Here is a 15,718-nt window from a genome sequence, read left to right on the forward strand (position 1 = left end):
GGTCTGTTTCCTGAATGGTCAGTCCACCCGAATATTCGGCACAGGATTTTGCTGTGTCACATCGATAGTTCTGGATGGCTCCGAGTTACATCGTAAGTGCGGCTTTCACCGGACCGCGCAACCCGAACGATCAGCTTCTGCGCATTTTCAAATCGGTCAAAATAGGCAAATCGAATGTTGTCCGACGCCGTAATATCCTCGCATTGAATCAGATAGTCTGCCAGAAACTCGCTATGTTGGTCTTCATCAGCAGCCTGTTCGGTACTGTCTTGCCCCAAACGCTCGCCCGACAGTGTGACGTTGGCTGAGGCAGTAAAGCACCCCGCCTCCTCTGGCAGCACAAACAACCCCAAAGGCTTGGAGAGATCAGAGATCGCAACTGCCACTTTCGCGCGATCGTCGTCGCTTTCGGCAGGGCCTTCAAACCCAATGATATCGGCGGCAGGCACGGTGAGGGATAATGAGAACGTCTGATCCGCAAACGCGATATCTACATACCCCGTACCATGTTCATGCACAGAGTCCTGTGCCTGCGACAGAGCCATCACAGGGAACAGTATCAGAGCAATGGCCGCAAACTTCCTAAACAAGGCACCATCCAACAAGGAATCACGCAGTCTATTCTAATGTGATTAAAAACCCTTGCAATCGCGGCTTCGACACGCCTGCCCCGCTATTTCTGGGGAATTGGTCTGAAAAGGTGCGGCATTCAATCCCGACAATAAAACTCAGGTTGACTTAATTTACTATTTCACTCAGTTTTTGCGCATGCGCGTCGCTGAGGCGGCGCTGGAGAGTTATTTCTGACAGGAAAGTGTCACCTACATGACCAAATACATTGTCGCCACAAGCGCCCTGACCCTTGGTATCGCAACTGCTGCACTTGCAGATGCCCCTGCAAAGATCGACGTTCTGAACACCTACGCGAACATCGCCGAAGCTAAATATGACGACAGCCTGATCGCCGCAAAGTCGCTGCAATCTGCTGTAAACGCATTGATCGCTGATCCGTCAGACGCCACTCTGAACGCTGCACGCGCCGCGTGGATTGCCGCACGTGTTCCTTATCAGCAGACCGAGGTTTACCGTTTCGGCAACGCAATCGTTGACGACTGGGAAGGCAAAGTAAACGCATGGCCGCTGGATGAAGGCCTGATCGATTATGTCGACGCAGCTTATGGCGGTCCGACGGACGAGAACGAATTCGCCGCACTGAACGTCATCGCCAACCCCAAGTTCGACTTGTCAGGCAACACAATCGACGCAAGCGAGATCACGCCGGAATTGCTGGGCGAGACCCTGCACGAGGCCGACGGGATCGAGGCAAACGTTGCCACAGGCTACCACGCAATCGAATTCCTGCTGTGGGGTCAGGACCTGAATGGACACGGCGCAGGTGCAGGCAACCGCCCCTATACCGACTATGTTCAGGGTGACGATTGCACCAACGGCAATTGCGACCGCCGCGCCCAATACCTGAGTGCCGCAACCGACCTGCTGGTCAGCGATCTGGAATGGATGGCGGCGCAATGGGCTGACGGCGGCGAAGCACGCGCGGCACTGACGGCCGATGAAACCGCGGGCGTCAGCGCCATTCTGACCGGAATGGGCTCTCTGTCCTACGGTGAGCAAGCGGGTGAACGTATGCGCCTTGGCCTGATGCTGAACGACCCCGAGGAGGAACACGATTGTTTCTCGGACAACACGCATAACAGCCATTACTACGATGGTCTGGGCGTACAGAACGTCTATCTCGGCAGCTACACCCGCATCGACGGCACCCCGGTCAGCGGCGCATCCCTGTCTGATCTGGTCATCGCCAGCGACCCGTCTCTGGACGCTGAGATGAAGGTAAAACTGGCCAACACCATGCAGGCTCTGGGACGTCTGAAGTCAACCGCAGAAGCCGGATTTGCCTATGACCAGATGCTTGAGCGCGGCAATGAAGGCGGCGAAGTTCTGATAATGGGCGGTGTGAACGGCCTGGTCGATCAGACCAAAACGATCGAGCGCATTGTGACCGCACTGGAACTCGACCAGATCGAGTTTGAAGGTTCGGACAGCCTGGATAACCCCGACGCGGTTTTCCACTAAAGCACCGTGTCCACACCGCACGGAGGCGGCAGGTTCTCGCCGCCTCCAAAACTTGTGAGGCACATGTGACGTGTTGCCTCTGGACGCCCCAAATATAACTTACTAATACAGTAAGAAATACAACTCAGAGCCCGATTGCCATGATCGTATGCCACTGCACAAATATCTCGGATCACGATATCCACGCGGCTATCGACTGGATGCGTACATCTGATCCTTACGCAGTCATCACCCCCGGCAAAATCTACCATGCCCTTGGAAAATCTGCAGATTGTGGCGGTTGCATGCCGCTTTTCCTAGACTCGATGCGTTCCAGCGATAAGTTGGAAGTCCCGATGCAGCTTCGCGCACTTCGCAGCGAGGTAACACAGGAGAATGCAGATGAAGGGCGACCCCAAGGTCATAGAATATCTAAACAAATCACTGCGGCATGAGCTAACGGCTGTCAGCCAGTATTGGCTTCATTACCGACTGCAGGAGGATTGGGGCCTCGGCCACATGGCCAAGAAAAGCCGCGAAGAATCTATTGAGGAAATGGGACATGCGGACAAGCTGATTGAGAGAATAATTTTTCTGGGCGGTCACCCGAATCTGCAACAGCTTGACCCATTGCGCATCGGCCAGACTCCGAAAGAGACACTGGAATGCGATCTGGCAGCAGAGGTCGATGCCCGGGCTTTGTACAAGGAAGCACGCGAATACTGTCAGAGCGCTGGCGACTACGTCACTATGTCTCTGTTTGAAGGATTGCTGGCGGATGAGGAAGGGCATATCGATTTCCTCGAAACGCAGCTCGACCTGCACGAAAGGATTGGCGAAGCCAATTATGCGCACCTTAACGCATCGAAAATGGACGAAGGCGAGTAAGCTTGCTCTTTTGCCGGTGGCCGTCCTTGCGGCCACCCAATCCCTGTCGGCAGAGCTGCGGGATCTTCACCTCAATTACCTTCCCAGAACTGAAGACGAACAAGCAAGGATTGCGCGGGTAACCGATGCACCTGACGATTTCAGGGCGCCACAGCGTTTTGAAGAGTTGTCCGCAGGTGCTGCGACAGTCCGGGCGCGTACCGACGCAGATGCTTTTTCGCAGCCCTCTGGCAACCTGAGTTTCGAGCAGGAGCTTGACTTCAAAGTCGGTAACGGCCTGTTCAAGAAAATCTGGGTGTCTTCTCCGTCATCCACATTGGCCTCAGATGGGTTGGGTCCGCTTTATAACGCACGATCCTGTCAACGCTGTCACATCAAGGACGGGCGCGGACATACGCCCAACGGCCCCGATGACAACGCAATTTCGATGTTCCTGCGCGTGTCTATCCCTGGAACTCCCGAGGACGGGTACGCCGAGATCGAAGACTACATCGCCACCCTTCCCGAACCGAATTACGGCGGGCAAATGCAGGATCTGGCCCTTCCCGGCCACCCGGCAGAATACACGCTGGACATCACTTACGAGGACGTTCCCGTCACTATGTCGGATGGAGAAGTCGTCACTTTGCGGCGTCCCACGTACGAAGCTGCCGATCTGGGTTATGGCTCTTTGCATCCTGACGCGATGATCAGCCCCCGCGTGGCTCCGCAGATGATCGGCCTGGGCTTGCTCGAGGCGATCCCGGTAGAAGACCTGCTGGCGAATGCGGACCCGGAAGATGTGGATGGCGACGGAATATCCGGCCGGCCTAACATCGTATGGGCAATTGAATATGATGCGCCAATGATGGGCCGGTTTGGCCATAAGGCGGGCATGCCGACAATTATGGAGCAATCCGCAGCGGCCTTTGCCGGGGACATCGGCATTTCCAATCCTCTCTACCCGGCTCCACACGGTGATTGCACCGATGCGCAAGCGGATTGCGTGAACGCGCCTCATGGCGATGGCGACGACCGAACCATTGAGATTGATCAGGTCGGTATGGATCTGGTCGCCTTCTACAGCCGAAATCTGGGTGTCCCGGCCCGGCGGGACGTGGACGACCCTGAAGTGCTGCGCGGCAAGCAGGTTTTTGACGATACAGGCTGTGCATCATGCCACACACCTTCTTTTGTGACGCACCGTATGGAAGACCGTCCCGAACACAGCTTCCAACTGATCTGGCCCTATACAGACTTGCTGTTGCACGACATGGGCGACGGGCTGGCCGACAACCGCCCCGAGGCGCGCGCCACAGGACGCGAATGGCGCACGCCGCCGCTGTGGGGGATCGGCCTGACCCATCAGGTGTCAGGTCATACGCAGTTTCTGCATGACGGGCGCGCGCGGTCACTGCTCGAGGCGATCCTGTGGCACGGAGGTGAGGCGCAGACTGCGCGCGATACCGTCGTCGGGATGCCTAAAGCCGACCGAGACGCCCTTATCAGATTTCTAGAGAGCCTCTGACCCATGCGCGCCCTAGCAATCGCCATTTTCCTGACATTGCCGCAGAGCGTATATGCGCAAGATCGCGGGCAGATCCTGTCCGACATCATCGCGGTCCACATCCTGCCCGGTTATGCCGCACTGTCAGAGTCCACAAACGCATTGGCCGAGGCGGCTCACACGGATTGCAGCCCGACGTCAGACCAGCTTCGCAGTGCATACCACGCCGCGTTTGACGACTGGATTTCGGTCAGCCATCTGCGCTTTGGCCCATCTGAAACAGAAGACCGCGCATTCGCATTGGCATTTTGGCCCGACACTAAGGGCTTTACGCCAAAAGCCCTGTCTGGCCTGATTGCGGTTGAGGACTCGGCCATCCAATCCCCTGACGCCTTTGCGGAGACTTCAGTGGCGGGACGCGGGTTTTTCGCCTTGGAACTGATGCTCTACGATCCAAGGTTCGCCGACCAAGGCAGCGCTGAATATCGCTGCGCGCTGATACAGGCCATCAGTTCGGATATCGACCGCAATGCCAGCGCAATTGACGCAGATTGGGCGACTTATGCACACGCGCTGGCAAACCCTGGCGAGACCAGCCCGTACCGGTCCGAAGACGAAGCCATGCAAGAGCTTTACAAGGCCCTGATAACAGGTTCGGAGTTCACGGCTGAAACCCGCATTGGCCGTCCTCTGGGTACGTTCGACCGCCCCCGCCCCAAACGCGCCGAGGCACGGCGTTCCGAACGTTCGCTGCGACATGTGGAGCTGTCTCTGACTGCCCTGCGCGACCTTGCCGAGCGCCTGTCGGCGGATCACCCGGACATCGCCGCCGATCTGGACAGCGCATTCACCGTCGCCATCGATCGGGCACAGTCACTGGACGATCCGTCATTTGCCGACGTGTCAACTCCGCAGGGACGGTTCCGCGTTGAGGCGCTACAACAATCCATCAACGATATCCGCGCCATTGCCTCGACCGAGCTTGGCCCCACGCTGGGCATCAATGCCGGGTTCAACTCACTGGACGGGGATTGAACCGTGACAAGCCGTCGAAGTTTTCTCGCTGGGTTGGCTGCCGCCAGCCTTGCGCCCTTGCGTGGATGGTCCGCTGTCGGCGCACCGGATTATCTGGCCGCCGCACTGTTCCCGGATGGAACTTTTCGGCTGGCCGGGCTGGATGCGGGCGGCGACATCCTGTTTGCCCTGCCGTTGCCCGCGCGCGGGCACGCGGCGGCGGCGCATCCGTACCAAGCGCAAGCGGTGGCGTTTGCACGCCGTCCGGGAACATTTGCAATCATCATCGACTGCGCGACCGGCACACAGACCGCTGTGTTAGAGGCTCCGAAGGGCCGCCATTTCTATGGGCACGGCGTGTTCTCAACTGATGGAACACGGCTGTTCACCACTGAAAACGATTTTGAGGCCGGTCAGGGCGTGATTGGTGTCTGGAACACGGATGACTACACACGAATTGGCGAGTTCGCTTCGGGCGGTGTTGGTCCCCATGACATGCGGCTGATGCCAGATGGTCGCACATTGGTTGTGGCAAATGGCGGGATCGAAACCCACCCCGAAACAGGAAGAACCAAGCTCAACCTGCCTGTGATGCAGCCGCGCCTGACCTACCTGGATCAAAATGGCCAGGTTCTTGAGCAGGTAGAGCTGCCACAAGACTTGCACAAAAACTCGATCCGCCATCTGGCCGTACGAGCCGATGGCCTGGTCGGGTTCGCGATGCAGTGGCAAGGGGATACGTCCCAACACCCACCCCTTTTGGGATTGCATCGCCCTGGTGAAAAACCTTGGCTCTTTAGCGCGCCCAACGCTGAACAAAGCACGCTGCAGGGGTATGCGGGCAGTATCGCCTTTTCAGGTGAGGGCGAAACGGTCGCCATAACCTGTCCGCGCGGCAATGCACTTCACCGATTTCGGGTGGCGGACGGGCAGCTTGATGGCGTTTTCCGACACGAGGACGTCTGCGGTCTTGGCACCGCACCAAACGGGTTTGTGTTCACAACCGGGGCTGGTGTCATCGGGCAATTGTCAAAGAACAAGGCCCAAATATCCGCACGACCTGATTGCCAATGGGACAACCACCTGATCCCAATTCGGACAGCTGCCTGAATTCGGCAATTCCCGCCACATAGATTACACTTGGAAGAATCAAAATGCTGCCGTATTGGCGGGCGCGAAACTGGCACCCTGACTTGCAAGGACTGACTTGATTGAAACACACGCCCGACGCACCGCATTCCATCTACGGAGTTGAGAAATGGGGCAAAGACCTCATCGAGGTGACGGAGCAGGGCGAGATCGGTCTGCGCAACCCCATGGCACCCGAGGCCGACGCAATCAGCCTGCCCGCAATTCTGCGTGACCTGGACGACCGAGGCATCAAGGCACCGATGGTGTTGCGCGTGTCTTCCTATCTGGAACATGAGATTTCACACCTGAACAAGAGCTTCCGCGATGCAATCTCACGTGTGGGCTACAAAGGCACTTATCGCGGCGTCTTCCCAATCAAGGTGAACCAGCAGGCACAAGTGGTCGACCGGATCGTCGAGTTCGGGAAACGATACAACTACGGGCTTGAAGCCGGATCCAAGCCCGAACTGGTGGTCGCCTTGGCCCATCGTTTGGCCAGCGAGGCGCTGATCGTCTGCAATGGTGTAAAGGATGCCGAGTTTATCCAACTGGCTATCCTCAGCCGCAAGATCGGCTTCAATACGGTCATCGTTCTGGAAAGCCCGAAAGAGGCTGAGACAGTGATCCAGGTCTACAACGAGCTGGGCATCGAACCTCTGATCGGCGTGCGGGTAAAACTGACCAACCAGATCAGCGGCAAGTGGGAAGAAAGCTCGGGCGATCGTTCTGCCTTTGGCATGAACACTGACCAACTGGTCGCCACGGTGGACAAGCTGAAAGCGGCGGGTTTGCTGCATTGTCTGAAGCTGCAGCATTCGCATCTGGGCTCTCAGGTGCAGGACGTCAACGACGTGCGCCGTGCGGTGGGTGAGGCCTGCCGGTACTACACCGAACTGACGCGCGAGGGCGTACCGCTGACCCATCTGGACCTCGGCGGCGGCATGGGCGTGGATTACACAGGCGAGAAGAAGGCCGCTGAGAACTCGATCAACTACACGGTCGAGGAATACTGCGCCAATGTCGTGGAAACCGTAGCCTATGCGATGGATGAAGCCGAGATGGACCACCCGACGCTGGTCACTGAAAGCGGTCGTGCAGTAGTGGCGACATCGTCGATGCTGGTGTTCAACGTGTTGGAAAGCACTCTGTATGACGCGCCTAACGGACCTGAGGTCGAACCCGACGATCACCATCTGGTCTCGGACCTCGCCGCCGTGCATGGATACTTGTCCAGCGATCGGTTGCAGGAATGCTGGAACGACGCCACCTTCTATCGCAACGAACTGCGCGCCCTGTTCCGCCGCGGCTATGTCGACCTGCGCCAGATGGCCCGCGCGGAACGAATTTATCTGTCTCTGATTGCGCGCCTCAAGGCATTGGCGGCAAGCGGCGAGCTGGAAACGGATGTGGACGACCAGCTTGAGAAAGTGGCCGATATCTACCACTGCAACTTCTCGCTATTCCAGTCGCTGCCGGATGTCTGGGCCATTGACCAGCTACACCCGATCGTGCCCTTGCAAGGCCTGAACCAGACGCCGGACCGCCGCGCAGTTCTGTCGGACATCACCTGCGACAGCGATGGCAAGATCGACCGGTTCATCCTCGCCGACGGCGTCTCGCCCAGCCTGCCGGTACATTCGCTGCCCGAAGATCAGGAATACCTCATGGGCGTCTTTTTTGTCGGCGCATATCAGGAAACACTGGGCGATCTGCACAACCTGTTCGGCGACACCAATGTCGTCACCATCGACTTACGCGCAGACGGCGGCTTTGACCTGCTGCACGAACAAGAGGGCGACACGATCAGTCAGGTCCTGTCCTATGTCGAATTCGACCCGCAGGATTGCGTCGCCGCGTTCCGTAAAATGGTGGACGAGGCGATTTCGACCGGTACTCTTATGGCTAAGGACCGCAAAACCCTGATGGGCGCCTATCGCGACTCGATCAACGGCTACACCTATTACGAATAACCCCAGAGAGGAGATCACCCCCATGGGCACTTTAAGTGGCAAAACACTGGTTGTCGGCGCGGGCGGCGTATCACACGCCGCCGTGCACAAGATGGCGATGAATTCGGACATCTTCACCGAAATCACTCTGGCCAGCCGCACGAAATCGAAATGCGACGCCATCGCAGCAGCTGTGAAAGAACGCGTGGGCGTTGATATCGCGACCGCAGAACTGGACGCCTACAAGGTCGAAGACACGGTCAAGCTGATCAAGGAGACCGGCGCGGAAATCCTTGTGAACCTCGCCCTGCCTTATCAGGATCTGGTTCTGATGGACGCGTGTCTTGAGGCCGGTATCCACTACCTCGACACTGCGAATTACGAACCCGAGGATGAAGCCAAGTTCGAATACCACTGGCAATGGGCCTATCAGGAACGCTTCAAAGAGGCCGGGCTGACCGCCATCCTAGGCTCGGGTTTTGATCCGGGCGTGACCAGCGTGTTTGCCACATGGCTGAAAAAGCACAAGCTGGACACCATTCGTCAGATCGACGTGCTGGACGCCAATGGCGGGTCCAACGATCAGGAATTCGCCACCAACTTCAACCCGGAAATCAACCTGCGCGAAGTGCTGGCCGAAGTGCGTCACTGGGAAAACGGCGCATGGCAACACAGCCCGGCGATGACCCACAAGGTCGAATTCGACTTCCCCGCCATCGGTCCCAAGAACATGTACCTGATGTATCACGAGGAACTGGAATCGCTCAGCACCCACTTCCCCGAGATCGAGCGCGCCCGCTTCTGGATGACCTTCGGCGACGCCTATATCACTCATGCCAAGGTGCTGGAAAATGTCGGCATGACCCGCATCGACCCGGTGATGCATGATGGCAAAGAGATCATCCCTATCCAGTTCCTGAAAACCCTGCTGCCCGATCCCGGCGATCTGGGCGCGGAAACCAAAGGCAAGGCTTGCATCGGCGACATCGCCACGGGTCAGGCCAAGGACGGCTCGGGCGAGAAGACCTACTACATCTACAACATCTGTGATCACGAGGAATGCTACCGCGAAGTCGGATCACAGGCCGTCAGCTACACCACCGGTGTCCCCGCCATGATCGGCGCGGCACAAGTACTGAATGGCAACTGGTCCGAACCCGGCGTGTGGAACATGGAGCAACTGGACCCGGACAACTTCATGGACATGCTGAACGAACACGGCTTGCCGTGGCAAGTCCACGAACTCGACGGTCCCGTCGAATTCTGATCCGCTTTAGCTTCATCTGGCAATAAATACCTCGGGGGGTCCGGGGGGGGCAGCGCCCCCCCGGCTTCTCCATAATCGGAGACGCCTGACATGTCCGACATGATGACCACCCAAGCCGGAGATGCCGGAGCCTTCCGCACCTTCGACCTCAACCGCGTACCTACACCTTGCTTCGTAGTTGACGAAAAGGCCGTCGAACGAAACCTGAGCATCCTCGCTGACGTTGGCTCCCGATCCGGTGCGCATGTGCTGAGCGCGCTCAAGGCGTTCTCGATGTTCTCACTTGCCCCGTTGGTCCGCCAACACCTCGGCGGCACTTGCGCCTCCGGTATCTTCGAAGCGCGGCTGGGTCGCGAGGAATATGGTGGCGAGGTCGCAACGTTCTGCGCCGGATACAAGGACGCCGATATCGACGAAATTCTGTTACTGTCCGACCACATCATCTTCAACTCACCGACGCAAAAGGATCGGTTCCTCGCCAAAGCTCAAGCCGCTGGTGTTCAGGTCGGACTGCGCATTAACCCGGAACACTCCGAAGGCGAGATTCCGAAATACGATCCCTGCGCGCCTTGTTCGCGTCTCGGGACGCCCGTCAGTCAGTTGACCGAAGACACACTGACCGATGTAGACGGCCTGCACATGCACACGCTTTGCGAACAGGGGTTTGAGCCGCTGCAGCGCACGTGGGACGCCGTTGAGCCAAAACTCAAACCCTTCTTCGGCCAGCTCAAATGGCTGAACTTTGGAGGTGGTCACCATATCACTCGTGACGACTATGATCGTGACGGGCTGGTTGCTTTCATCAAAACCATCCGCGAGACATACGGCATCGACGTCTACCTCGAACCCGGTGAGGCGGTCGCTCTGGATGCGGGCATTCTGGTGGGTGAAATCCTCGACCTGCCCACCAATGGCATGAAGCTCGCGATCACCGATATCTCGGCCACCTGCCACATGCCCGACGTGATTGAGGCCCCCTATCGCCCGGCCTTGATGGATGAGGCTGACGTAGGTCATACCTACCGCCTCGGCGGCCCATCCTGTCTGGCGGGCGATGTGATCGGTGACTACACATGGGACCAGCCGCTGGAGATCGGCCAACGCTTTGCCTTCCTCGATCAGGCGCATTACTCGATGGTCAAGACCAACACGTTCAACGGTGTTCCCCTGCCCACAATCGCGCTTTGGAACAGCGAAACGGACGAATTGAAAATCATCAAACAGTTCGGCTATGACGACTTCAAAGAGAGACTTTCATGAGCATTTTCCTCGATAGTGAGTTAACAGCCACCGAGCGCACCGAAGACGCCCGGTTCCGTGTAATCCCGGTTCCGCTGGAACGCACTGTCTCTTACGGGTCAGGCACCGCAAAAGGCCCCGAAGCGATCATCGAGGCCAGTAACGAGCTGGAACGGATAACCGGCCATGCCGAGCCCTGTGTCGAGGGTATCTTTACTGAACCTGAATTGAACTGTGACGCTGCCCTGCCCGAGGTTATGGAGCGTCTTGCCCAACGCACCGAGGCCGTAGTCCGCGCTGGCAAAGTCCCGGTGACGCTGGGTGGAGAGCATTCCCTCAGCTACGGAGCGGTTATGGGCGTGGCGCGTGCGCTGAACCAGCCGATCGGGATTGTCCAGATTGACGCCCATGCCGATTTGCGGAACGCCTATCAGGGCGAGAAACACAGCCATGCCTCGGTCATGCACCTGCTCGCCGAGGAAGGCGTTCGACTGGCTCAGTTCGGCGTCCGCGCCTTTTCCACCGAAGAGGCGCAAAGCCGCCTGAAAAACCACGTCTTCCACGTGGATGCTGAGGAACTGGTGACAGGCAACATCCACGCCGTTGACCTGCCCGAGGATTTCCCCGAACTGGTCTATGTCAGCTTTGATGTCGATGGTTTGGATCCGGCCCAAATGCCAGCCACCGGAACTCCGGTTCCTGGTGGACTGGGATACTATCAGGCTCTGCGGCTGGTCGAACATGCACTGATAGGACGCAAGTGCGTAGGCTTCGACGTGGTTGAACTTGCCCCCGACGGCAATGCCGCCTGGGACTTTACCGCAGCACAGATTGTCTATCGGCTGATGGCCGCCTGTTAGTCGCTAGCAGTCTCGTTTAGTTCCATGTGACCTTCGCCCTTGTTCAGCACGCGGCGCAGCATGGGTTCAAAGAACTCCAGCGGCTTGGTTGGATAGTCCGGGTCAAACGCCTTTTGATCGTACTCATGGCAGAAATAGCGGCAGTCCTCCCAATAGGGGCTGTCGCGATACTTGTCGCGGGCGTTGCGGTCGCCACCCAAATGATGATTGTAGTAATACCCCTGAAACACGCAGTGGTGTTTAAGAATCCAATGGGTTTTCTCGCTGACATAGGGCTTCATCATCGCGGCTGACAGCTCACCATGGTTGTAGGGCGACAGGATATCACCGGTGTCGTGGATCAGTGCAGCAACGACCAGTTCTTCGTCCGCGCCATCTTCATAAGCACGTGTCGCAGCCTGCAAGCTGTGCTGATAGCGGTTGACGGGATAAGGCGTCCACTCCTCGTCCAGAGAGCGGATCGCATCCAGAATACGGTCCGGAAGGGCGGCATTGTACGCCTCTTCATACTCCATGACGGCGTCCCAGTCGGCCTTGGTCGCCTCTTCAAAACTGGTCCAGGTGGGTTTGTGGCTTTTGTCCAGCATGATGCTTCCTCTGACTGATCTGCTGTCGCCAGCATAGCCAGAGGCAAAAGTTGAAAAAAATGAATTGATTTTATCAGATCAATCAAAAAATACTTTCGATATGCAGATCAAAGCCCTTGAGACATTCCTTTGTGTTGCAGACACCGGAGGCTTTCATGCCGCCGCGCGACAGCTCAACGTCACTCAGACTGCGGTCAGCGCCCGTATAAAGTTGATCGAAGAGGAAACCGGAAAGCCTCTGTTCACGCGCGGTGCTGGCGGCACAAACCTGACTGAGTTCGGACGCCAGTTTCGACCTTATGCAGAACAAGTGCTTTCGCTTTGGTCCTTTGCCTCTTGTGACTTGCCAAACCAATCACCACACCGGACCGCCTTGCGCCTTGGTGCGCAGCTAAGCATCTGGGATCCATTGCTGGTCGATCTGGCCATTCGATATGAACAGCTCCATGGCCAGTTGTTGCTAACCCTGAACTACGATCACGACCTCAATATGGTCGAAGCTGTTGCGACGCATGTGCTGGATGCGGCGCTCACCCACGAAAAGCCATTTGACCGACGCGTTCTGTTTCAGGAACTGGCGCCTGAGCGTTTGATGCTGGTCGAAACGCCCGGCGCTGGTGAGGAGCCAGTTTTCGTAAATCTCGAGCTAGGCGAGGTCTATCAGGACCACGTGCGATCTGCTGCCCGCAAAGCGTCGGCCCAGACGCTCTTCCTGGGCAATTGCATGATGGGCCTGCGTTACATTCTGCGGCGCGGCGGCACAGGTTACTTCCCCGAATATGTCATTCGGGATCAATTGCACGAAGGTACCCTGGCACCGGTTGCCAAAGCGATGGAACTGATGTTGCCCCTTTATCTTGTAACTAGACGGGACAGCGATGCTTTTGACGATGTCGTGACGTGCCTGACCGACCTGCGTTCGGCGGATCAGGCTTGAGATAAGGTCCCGTTCGCACCCCGCGATCGGGTGTGCAACAATGGCCGCCCGGCAATCAACAGGAATACACATGAAATCAGGACGCCGATAACCGCAGGCATATAAAGCAAAATCCACAGATTCGGATCATCAATCACGACCGGCGACACAAAGCCCCGGACGCCCTCCAGCAGGACCAAAATCGTGAAAGCTCCGAAAATCTGCGGCCATAGCCCAAAGCGCGAAAAGCTGCCCAGCATCAAGGTCGAAAACCCAGCCATCGCCACCGCAACACAAATGGCAATCCACGAGAAGCGCTGATGCAGCTCTTCGATCAACTCCCCTTCCGAGAAATGTTCGGTTGCCAGAATGTCACTCCGACCCTGGATCAACTCGATCGTCGGGATCGCCTCAAGTGTCCTCATGGCACTGGTATCGGAGCTTGTCAGTTCCGAGATGTCATAGGAAGCATCCGCAAAAAGCGTCGACGACAAAGTCCGTCCTTGCGGATCCAGGCGCAGTGCGATTCCGTCGACCATCACCAGATGAATGCCGGTGCCATTGTTGACCAAATAAGCCGTCTTGCTGGAATAGCTAACCGGGTCCTGTTCATTCCGACGATCCGAGACAAAAACCTCTGACAGGGTCCCGTCTAGATCAATTTCCCCGATATAGACCGTAACACCTTGAGCGGGATGCAGAAACTCACCCTCATTCAAAAGCTGGGCGGTGACATCCCCCGCAACTTCGGCCTGACGCTGCTCTAACTGCTCAACTGACGCGGGCCGCAGAAAGACACTGATCGCGGCCATCATCAGGCCGGTCATAACACCGAATACAAACACCGCGCGCGACAGCCTCCAGGGGCTGGTCCCAGTGGCCAGCATCACCGTCATCTCGCTTTCGCGGCTCAGGCGATTGGTGGCATAGACGGCGGCGGCAAACACTGCCATTGGCATCACGGTCCGTATCAGGGTCGGCAACGTCAATGCCGTGAACTCCAGGAACACCATCGCAGGCTGGCCGCCGCTGATCACGCGATCAAACAGGCTGACAGAACGGGTAATCCAGAAGACACCAACCAGAACCAAGGTGAAAAAGCCGAAGAGAATCAGCAACTGCCGCAGGAAGTAACCATCAAATCGCGACATGAACCCTCTTCCGCCTGTCTGTTGTGGGCAGGACCATATGCCATTCCAAAGGTCTAGGGAACCGGGATTGATCGAATTGCGGGCACCCGTTCCAGCGCATGACTAAACTAACATTAACCTCCACGAAACCCGAGGTTCAACACTGCCACCAATCTGATCGACAGGCACAGTCAGTCATACAGAGGTGGAGGATATGATCGCACTAGCAGACGTCATCATCGGAAACGGTGTCTTTTCGAACCTATTTGCGTCCGCGGAAGAAAAAAGATCCAAACGGGTAGAAAACGCCAACTTTAATCGTAATCGGTGCGAAACCAATAGGATGTTGGAAAAGGAAGTAAAGCATCTGGACCTTCGCAAGCATGATAGGCAAGAGATCATCTACCGGCACTGCTTCACCGGGTAACAAGCGGGCACAATCAGAACTTGGCGTTCAGCAGCGCCTGGTCTGTCCAGTGCGAGTTAGTGAGCAATGTGTGGGGCGCTCTAGCGACCACTCGGGCGAAAATCGGGTAAAATGCGAAAATTGACCAAGTTCAATTCACCTACACCGAGCTGAATGGGGGTCAGCACGATTTCTTTAACTCGCGTTGATAGTTTGATTGAAGAAATTTCCGCCAACAACGTTGTCCGCTCGAGGAGAACACAATAGACGAACCAGCCACGGGTTCAACGCCAGTTGGCGCAAGGCAGTGGCAAAGGCAGAGGTCACCGGCCTGACCTTTCACGATCTGCACGATACTGCGGTAACCATATTGGCCATCGCCGGATGCTCCGAAATTGAGATTGCTACAATTATCGGCCATAGCCTGAACGACGTTGGCGCGATTTAGGACGCCCACTAATTCAGCCGTGATGCGGAACTGGCAGAATCGGGAATTCGCAAGCTAGAACGGCACGAAATGGGAACAAAAACTCCCAACTAAGCCCCCAACTGGTCTAACTTAGTCTAAGCGAAAGCAGTGTAAGTGATTGATTTTAAATGGCAGGGGCAGCAGGGTTCGAACCCGCGACCTACGGTTTTGGAGACCGTCGCTCTACCAACTGAGCTATACCCCTAAGGTGGGCATCAGATATGCCAGCCACGCAGCGGACTCAAGAGGCTTTTTCAGATTCCGCGCGACTAATACGCAGCACAAACAAGTTGCGCACTGCGA

The 15,718-nt window shown here is 56.9% G+C and carries 15 protein-coding genes and 1 tRNA gene; 12 read left to right on the forward strand and 4 right to left on the reverse strand.

Going from position 1 to position 15,718, the window contains the following annotated elements:
- Positions 1-56: 56 nt before the first annotated feature.
- On the reverse strand, positions 57-590 hold the full coding sequence (locus GOW16_RS02900; RefSeq protein WP_170410023.1) for a ZrgA family zinc uptake protein: 534 nt from the start codon (positions 588-590) through the stop codon (positions 57-59).
- Positions 591-825: 235 nt separating this feature from the next.
- On the opposite strand from GOW16_RS02900, the gene GOW16_RS02905 reads away from it, so the two are divergent.
- The 10 genes from GOW16_RS02905 to speB all read left to right on the forward strand — a co-directional run bounded on the left by GOW16_RS02905 (position 826) and on the right by speB (position 11,907).
- Complete coding sequence (locus tag GOW16_RS02905) at positions 826-2,094, forward strand: imelysin family protein (RefSeq protein WP_170410026.1); 1,269 nt, start codon at positions 826-828, stop codon at positions 2,092-2,094.
- A gap of 140 nt (positions 2,095-2,234) precedes the next feature.
- Complete coding sequence (locus tag GOW16_RS02910) at positions 2,235-2,528, forward strand: (2Fe-2S)-binding protein (protein WP_170410028.1); 294 nt, start codon at positions 2,235-2,237, stop codon at positions 2,526-2,528.
- Positions 2,476-2,961, forward strand: coding sequence for a bacterioferritin (gene bfr / locus GOW16_RS02915; RefSeq protein WP_170410030.1), 486 nt, complete (start codon positions 2,476-2,478; stop codon positions 2,959-2,961). Before GOW16_RS02910 ends, bfr begins: the two co-directional genes overlap by 53 nt.
- Complete coding sequence (locus GOW16_RS02920) at positions 2,921-4,468, forward strand: di-heme oxidoreductase family protein (protein WP_170410032.1); 1,548 nt, start codon at positions 2,921-2,923, stop codon at positions 4,466-4,468. The genes bfr and GOW16_RS02920 overlap by 41 nt, the downstream gene beginning before the upstream one ends.
- Before the next feature lie 3 nt (positions 4,469-4,471).
- Positions 4,472-5,482: an imelysin family protein gene (locus tag GOW16_RS02925; RefSeq protein WP_170410034.1), complete on the forward strand. Its 1,011-nt coding sequence runs from the start codon at positions 4,472-4,474 to the stop codon at positions 5,480-5,482.
- A 3-nt stretch (positions 5,483-5,485) separates the two neighbouring features.
- Positions 5,486-6,571: a DUF1513 domain-containing protein gene (locus GOW16_RS02930; RefSeq protein ID WP_170410035.1), complete on the forward strand. Its 1,086-nt coding sequence runs from the start codon at positions 5,486-5,488 to the stop codon at positions 6,569-6,571.
- Between the two features lie 101 nt (positions 6,572-6,672).
- The gene (gene speA, locus GOW16_RS02935) at positions 6,673-8,562 is read left to right on the forward strand and encodes a biosynthetic arginine decarboxylase (RefSeq protein WP_170410037.1); all 1,890 of its coding nucleotides are present in this window, start codon (positions 6,673-6,675) and stop codon (positions 8,560-8,562) included.
- Between the two features lie 22 nt (positions 8,563-8,584).
- Positions 8,585-9,808, forward strand: a complete 1,224-nt coding sequence (locus tag GOW16_RS02940; protein ID WP_170410038.1) for a saccharopine dehydrogenase family protein — start codon at positions 8,585-8,587, stop codon at positions 9,806-9,808.
- Positions 9,809-9,898: 90 nt separating this feature from the next.
- Positions 9,899-11,068: a carboxynorspermidine decarboxylase gene (gene nspC / locus GOW16_RS02945; protein WP_170410039.1), complete on the forward strand. Its 1,170-nt coding sequence runs from the start codon at positions 9,899-9,901 to the stop codon at positions 11,066-11,068.
- Complete coding sequence (gene speB / locus GOW16_RS02950) at positions 11,065-11,907, forward strand: agmatinase (RefSeq protein WP_170410040.1); 843 nt, start codon at positions 11,065-11,067, stop codon at positions 11,905-11,907. Before nspC ends, speB begins: the two co-directional genes overlap by 4 nt.
- Here the strand turns inward: speB and GOW16_RS02955 are convergent.
- Positions 11,904-12,494, reverse strand: coding sequence for an HD domain-containing protein (locus tag GOW16_RS02955; protein WP_170410041.1), 591 nt, complete (start codon positions 12,492-12,494; stop codon positions 11,904-11,906). The genes speB and GOW16_RS02955 overlap by 4 nt on opposite strands.
- A 100-nt stretch (positions 12,495-12,594) precedes the next feature.
- Between GOW16_RS02955 and GOW16_RS02960 the strand changes: the two genes are divergently transcribed.
- Positions 12,595-13,431: a LysR family transcriptional regulator gene (locus GOW16_RS02960; protein WP_170410042.1), complete on the forward strand. Its 837-nt coding sequence runs from the start codon at positions 12,595-12,597 to the stop codon at positions 13,429-13,431.
- On the opposite strand, the gene lptF is transcribed toward GOW16_RS02960, so the two are convergent.
- The gene (gene lptF, locus GOW16_RS02965; protein ID WP_170410043.1) at positions 13,422-14,561 is read right to left on the reverse strand and encodes an LPS export ABC transporter permease LptF; all 1,140 of its coding nucleotides are present in this window, start codon (positions 14,559-14,561) and stop codon (positions 13,422-13,424) included. The genes GOW16_RS02960 and lptF overlap by 10 nt on opposite strands.
- A gap of 692 nt (positions 14,562-15,253) precedes the next feature.
- Between lptF and GOW16_RS02970 the strand changes: the two genes are divergently transcribed.
- Positions 15,254-15,394 (forward strand): hypothetical protein, encoded by a 141-nt coding sequence (locus GOW16_RS02970; protein ID WP_174864297.1) that lies wholly within the window; start codon positions 15,254-15,256, stop codon positions 15,392-15,394.
- Between the two features lie 150 nt (positions 15,395-15,544).
- Here GOW16_RS02970 and GOW16_RS02975 read toward each other — a convergent pair.
- Positions 15,545-15,620: transfer RNA gene (locus GOW16_RS02975), tRNA-Trp, on the reverse strand.
- Positions 15,621-15,718 lie beyond the last annotated feature (98 nt).

The sequence above is a fragment of the Ruegeria atlantica genome (assembly GCF_013033965.1).
In the GTDB taxonomy this organism is placed as follows: domain Bacteria; phylum Pseudomonadota; class Alphaproteobacteria; order Rhodobacterales; family Rhodobacteraceae; genus Ruegeria; species Ruegeria atlantica_D.

Coding starts and splice junctions, on each gene's coding strand:
- GOW16_RS02920 (WP_170410032.1), top strand. CDS start 2,921: ATGCGCACCTTAACGCATCGAAAATGGACGAAGGCGAGTAAGCTTGCT.
- GOW16_RS02955 (WP_170410041.1), bottom strand. CDS start 12,494: ATGCTGGACAAAAGCCACAAACCCACCTGGACCAGTTTTGAAGAGGCG.
- GOW16_RS02925 (WP_170410034.1), top strand. CDS start 4,472: ATGCGCGCCCTAGCAATCGCCATTTTCCTGACATTGCCGCAGAGCGTA.
- speB (WP_170410040.1), top strand. CDS start 11,065: ATGAGCATTTTCCTCGATAGTGAGTTAACAGCCACCGAGCGCACCGAA.
- lptF (WP_170410043.1), bottom strand. CDS start 14,561: ATGTCGCGATTTGATGGTTACTTCCTGCGGCAGTTGCTGATTCTCTTC.
- nspC (WP_170410039.1), top strand. CDS start 9,899: ATGTCCGACATGATGACCACCCAAGCCGGAGATGCCGGAGCCTTCCGC.
- GOW16_RS02910 (WP_170410028.1), top strand. CDS start 2,235: ATGATCGTATGCCACTGCACAAATATCTCGGATCACGATATCCACGCG.
- bfr (WP_170410030.1), top strand. CDS start 2,476: ATGAAGGGCGACCCCAAGGTCATAGAATATCTAAACAAATCACTGCGG.
- GOW16_RS02905 (WP_170410026.1), top strand. CDS start 826: ATGACCAAATACATTGTCGCCACAAGCGCCCTGACCCTTGGTATCGCA.
- GOW16_RS02940 (WP_170410038.1), top strand. CDS start 8,585: ATGGGCACTTTAAGTGGCAAAACACTGGTTGTCGGCGCGGGCGGCGTA.
- GOW16_RS02960 (WP_170410042.1), top strand. CDS start 12,595: ATGCAGATCAAAGCCCTTGAGACATTCCTTTGTGTTGCAGACACCGGA.